Consider the following 6,000-nt stretch of genomic DNA (forward strand, 5'->3'; position numbering starts at 1 on the left):
CAAGATGGGTGTTCACCGCACTCCTGAGTACAGAGGAAATCCACGACAAAGTTTCGGTAATAAGTTTAAGTTATGTATTCTAAATTGGTAGCCTCACGGAAATGTACTGAAATACAAGGTCAAAATTTATCGATGAAATGCCACACCGCTTAAAAATCTAGCTAATAGGTAGCCTTATAAGTATCATACACACGGAGAATAATAAGTGAATGCTATTTTATACCTTTAAAATATAAGATGCTTAGCCTAAGATCCATTTTTCCTTAAAAAATTAGATTAAAACCAAAATGGATCAGGGTAATTGTCACCCAAAAGGAATAACTGTAAAAGCATGGACCATACAAAGTTTTATAAGAGGGGACCTTAATAAACACACTCACACTGGCCTGGCGCAGGCTGGAAAAAGGCTTTTTTTAAAATAGAATATTACTCCATTTTCACCACACTAAACATAGAGCGTCGATTAAGTTGGTGTTCTTGCCCGGAACAGCGTTCACATTCAATGGCAGGTTGACGTTCTCCGAAGGCTTGCTTTTTAATGCGCTCTGGACTAATACCTTTAGCAATTAAATATTCACGAGTGGCTGTAGCACGCCTTTCGGCTAGTGCTTCGTTATAGCTTTCGCTTCCTCGTTTATCAGTATGTGAGCCAATCTCAATAACGAGGTCTGGATATTCATCTTGCATTAATTCTACAAGTTTGTCGAGTTCATTTGCAGCATCAGGCTTAATCAAACTTTGGTCAAAATCGAAGTAAATATTCTCTATTTCGGCAAGATATTCCACGTCCGCTATAGGTTGGAGCGCAATATTATATTCAATTTTATCAGAATCTTCAGTATTTTTAGTGCTTATGGTATCATTGAAAATTTGATATTCAATTTGTTTCGCTTCCAACGGAATTTCGACGTTTCTATTTACAGTGGTGCTATAATTCCCATCTTCATCTGATTCAAGGAATGCAATTTGGTTGTTATTTTTATCGAAAAGCACAATGGTAGCCTGATCAATTGGACTACCATTTACCGCGTCAGTTATTTTTCCCTTAAGGACTAATGGAAGCAATTGATTAAATCCATAAATATTATCAGAACCATCCCTGTTCGAAGCTATAAAGCCTGAATTAGAATCAGTTTTCCTGAAATAGCTAAAATCATCCAAATTACTATTTATAGTTTCACCCAGGTTTTGCACTCCATTATTTAAATCTGTTTTAAAAATATCTGACAGACCATAGCCTCCGTGACCGGTAGAGGAGAAATAGAGGATATTATTTTCATCTATAAAAGGAAAAGTTTCATCTTGACTAGTGTTGATTATCTTACCTAAATTTTCAGGGGTTCCAAATAGATTATTTCCATTTATAGAAACTTTATAAAGATCTGTGCCACCTTCACCACCTGGCATACTGGAAGCGAAATATAGCGTCTTTCCGTCCGGTGAAACCGAAGGGTGCCCTACTGAAAATTCATTGTCGTTTATAGGCAATTCCTGAATATTCCCCCAATTTTCACCCATTTTTTGAGCCGAATAAATTTTTAGATGATTGGTTGCCTCCTTATCTCTTTTTCCTTCCTGATTATTATAATAATTATTTCGTGTGAAATAGAGGGTTTTACCATCTGGACTAAAACTTATTGGGCCATCGTGAAGTTTTGTGTTTATTTCATCTGAAATAGGGAAAGTATCTCCACTAGAACTTAACTTATAGATATCTAAAAACGGTTGTTTGTTCCAGGAATACTGTTTTTCTGAATTTTTGGAATTTCTTGCGGAAACAAAATAGGTTTCACCATTATATACCACGGCACCAAAATCACTAAAATCGGAATTGAATTCACTTTTGCTTAATGTGTAAGTAGTTTGTGTTTCTGGAAGATTTTGTGTTAGTATTTCTTTAGTTTCTGTAGAAACTTGACTGCTGCTTTCTAAGTATTTTTGCAACCATTCCCGAGATTCGTCATATCTTTTTGCTCCGCGCAATGCTTGAGCATATTCATAAAAATATTCGGGAGAAATATCAGAGGAATCTTTAAAAATATCTTCATAATAGAAAACAGCATTTTCCGGACTTCTTAATTTCATATAAGTATCGGCAAGTTTTAACCTGTTCTCCGTAAGGTTATAATTGTTTTCTATGAGTTCTTTATAAACATCCACCGCTTCCACATATTCGAAATTGCTGTAGAGTTTATCTGCCTTTTTTTGTTTGCCATACTGTGCTTGAAGGCATAAGCTAAACACCAAAAAAAATAGGTTCAAATAGTATTGTTTTTTCATAATTAGCCGTGTTTATATTAAAAGAATCGAGGAGATTTGTAACGTGTTTTCTGAAACCGGAATTCATATATAAGTAATATTTCATGAGAACCGGAGGTATACGGTCTTATATCAGAAATTGGATATTCGTAAGCATAACCAGCTCTAAAACCATCAAATAGCTCTACGTCAAGAAAAGCTCCTAAGGCATCCTCTATTCTCCAGTTGGCGCCCAAATAAAACTTTTCATTAAAAATCATTGTTCCAGAAAAATCTACGGAAAGAGGTGCTCCACTAGTCATTTTTACTAAAGAAGTTGGCCTGAATTTTAGATTATCATTAAGATCAAACACATATCCCCCTGTTAAATAATAATGAACCTGCTCCATTGCTAGAAATTCACTGTATTCGTGGTTATTATTGTTGATCAGTTTTGGTGCTGATGCCCCTATATACCATTTTTGGGAGGAAAGGTAAAAACCTATTCCAAAGTTTGGCGTCCATTTATTAAATCGGTCTTCAAAAAATGGGTCGTTTAAAACCTGTTGATCAGTAAATAATTCCTGATCTAAATTGTAGTAACTCATTCCAGCTTTTAATCCCATTGCTAAAGAGACATCATTATTGAAATCCAGGCGATAAGCGAAATCTCCGTAAGCATAAGTATAATTCTCATATCCGGTTTTATCATTAATGATAGAAAGTCCTAACCCCACTTTATCATTAGTAAGCGGAGAGTGAATGGAAAGGGTTTGTGTATTTGGGGCACCGTTTACTCCTGCCCATTGGTTCCGGTTTAAAGCTGTTATGGAAAACCCATCCCGACTTCCAGCATAGGCCGGATTTATAGAGATGGTGTTATACATATATTGGGTAAACTGTGGCAATTGCTGAGCAACTGCTGATATCGAAAACATAAGACAAAATAGAAGTAGATATATATTTTTCATTGTTTTTCAGTATTATTTTGTTCCTAAATAAATGTAACCTTGAATAGGGTCAAATCCACTATTTCTAATTTCCAAAATATAGAAATAGGTACCAGATGGTAATTGATTTGAACTTGTTATGGAATTAGTAGAATAGCCATTCCAATTGTTTTGATAATTGGTGGTTTCATATACCTTATTACCCCATCGATTAAAGATTTTTATATCGTAGGTGAACCCACATTCGCTTGCAAAATCTATGGTGAAATAATCATTATAATTATCTCCATTTGGTGTAACTGCCTTTGAAATACTGGATTCTATATCTTCTAGACTACAAGGTAATACTACACAGTCATCATTAATAGATAAAGAAACGGTAGTGCTAGAGGTACAAATACCATTTTCAATTTGGTATTCAAAGGTGTAAGTACCCACTTGCAGCAGAGAGGGGTCTATAAAACTTTGATTTAAAGCACCGGTTTCATTAGTATCTATCCAAATGCCTGAGTTATCGTATTCACCTTCAAGTAATTCAAAAAGATCAAAAGTTGAATCTTCGGTACAAAGACTTGTAGTACTGGTTCCAATTTCGTTTACTACTGGTTCTTCTAAAATTACTACAATAGCTTCTGAAATTTGATCAAACTCATCCCTAGCAGTCACTTCGTAAGTCCCTGGTTCAAGATCAGTAAATTCTCCTGTTGCTTCATAATTTTCACCATCAATACTATAAGATAGTCCCTCCTCAGTATTTATTAAAATCACTCCGGTTGGCGTAATACAGTCAGGCTGTATTATGTCAACTTGCGGTGCATTCGGTGCAGAAGGAATCTCTTCCGGATCTTCTATAACGTTAACCTTAAAGGTGCAGGTGGCAGAATTTCCTGCAGCATCGGTCACTTTATAAGTAATTTTTGTTTCACCGATCGGAAATTCTTCACCAGAAGCAAAACCTTCTATTAGTTCTATACTGGTTTCCGTGCAATTATCCGTATTAGATATTGCATTATAATTTACTAGAACCGTCTCAGTTCCAAACTCTACATTTAAGGAAATATTTTCCGGACAGGTAATTATTGGAGCCTCATTATCTATAACTGTTACATTGAAACTAGATATAGCTGAATTGCCATGAATGTCTGTAACTTTATAGTTGACAGTGGTGGTTCCCACAGGAAACTCAGATCCAGGTTCAAGTCCACCGGCTAACTCCACGGTTTCAATACCACAATTATCTGTAGCTGAAGGAATATCGAAGTTTACAATGGCTCCGCATATCCCAGGATCCGTGTTTACCGTGATATTATCCCTTTCTTCAATAACCGGAGCCTGGTCATCATTTACATTTATATCAAAGCTACAGATTGCTGTATTTCCTGCAGGATCAGTAGCGGTAAAAGTGATAGTGGTAATTCCCACGGCAAATAATTCTCCTGACTCGGGACCTGCAGTTTGTTCGACACTTACTTCTCCTGAATTATCAAAACCTTTCGGATTTTCAAATTCTATAACAGCACCACAAATTCCATTATCAACACCTGTTGAAATATCTTTAGGGCAAGCTAAAGTTGGATCTTCGGTATCTTTAATGGATATAGAAAAACTACATTGGGTAGTATTTCCTGCATTATCAGTAGCAGTAAAGGTTATCGTCGTAATTCCAATTGGAAACTGAGAACCTGAAACAGGTCCGCCAGTTTGTTCTACAGTAACTTCACAATTATCTGTTGCTGAAGGATTTTCAAAGTTGACCAAGGCATAAGCTTCATTGGCTTGAGTGCTAACAATTATGTCTTTAGGACATGCTATTGCAGGTGCCTCATTATCTATTACGGTTATAGTAAAGTTTTCAGTAGCGGTATTTCCATTGGTGTCTTTTACTGTATATGTAATATTAGTCTTTCCTACAGGGAACTCAGATCCTGGTTCAAGTCCATTGGTTAATTCCATAGTATCAATTCCACAATTATCAGTTACAGATGGAATATCGAAATCTACAATGGCATAACATGAATCCGAATCAGTATTTACAGTAATATCATTTTTTTCTTCAATAACTGGAGCTTCATCATCAGTTACAATTACATTGTAATTGCAGGTTGTTGAATTGCCTGCTTGGTCAGTTGCGACAAAGGTGATAGCTGTACTTCCAACCGGGAAAAAGCTTCCAGATGCCATTCCTTTGATCTGCTCGATAGTAGCAGAACCAGAATTATCGCTAAATTCCGGAATAGTGAATTCAACTATGGCACCACAAACTTCAGTGTCAACGGAGACATTAATATTATCGGGACACATTATTTCTGGACCTTCAGTATCATTTACAGTAATGTTTATTGAAGCGGTATCTGTTCCTCCATTTCCATCAGATATGATATATTCCAATGTTTGAACTCCCGTAAAGCTATTATTAGGAGTGTAAGTTATTGTTTCATCTTCGTTAATAATTACAGAGCCATTATCCGGTTCGGTCACCTCAATAATGGTTAATTGATCCCCATCAATATCGGAGTCATTTTCAAGTATGGCTATTGATACAGAAGTATCCTGATCGGTATTGGCGGAATCATCCACAGCTACCGGTGCATCATTTGTAGCACCTACCGTTACCGTTACCATAGCAGTATCGGTTCCACCATTTCCATCAGTGATGGTATAGCTAAAAGAATCAGTTCCGTTAAAGTTGTTATTTGGAGTATAAGTTACAGTTCCACCCTGGTTGATCACTACACTTCCGTTTGTTGGAGCAGTGGTAGTGGTTACCTCAAGGGCATCATTATCAGGATCAGAATCATTATCAAGGACTGCG

At 36.4% G+C, this 6,000-nt stretch carries 3 protein-coding genes; all 3 read right to left on the bottom strand.

Features of this window, described 5'->3' with window-relative positions:
- Positions 1-426 precede the first annotated feature (426 nt).
- Positions 427-2,280, bottom strand: coding sequence for an OmpA family protein (locus tag DET49_RS15360; protein ID WP_133549267.1), 1,854 nt, complete (start codon positions 2,278-2,280; stop codon positions 427-429).
- A 17-nt stretch (positions 2,281-2,297) separates the two neighbouring features.
- The gene (locus DET49_RS15365) at positions 2,298-3,209 is read right to left on the bottom strand and encodes a type IX secretion system membrane protein PorP/SprF (RefSeq protein ID WP_133549269.1); all 912 of its coding nucleotides are present in this window, start codon (positions 3,207-3,209) and stop codon (positions 2,298-2,300) included.
- 12 nt (positions 3,210-3,221) lie between these two features.
- On the bottom strand, positions 3,222-6,000 hold a 2,779-nt coding region (locus DET49_RS15370; RefSeq protein WP_133549271.1), incomplete at its 5' end, for an HYR domain-containing protein.

The organism is Salegentibacter sp. 24 (genome assembly GCF_004362395.1).
Lineage (GTDB): Bacteria > Bacteroidota > Bacteroidia > Flavobacteriales > Flavobacteriaceae > Salegentibacter.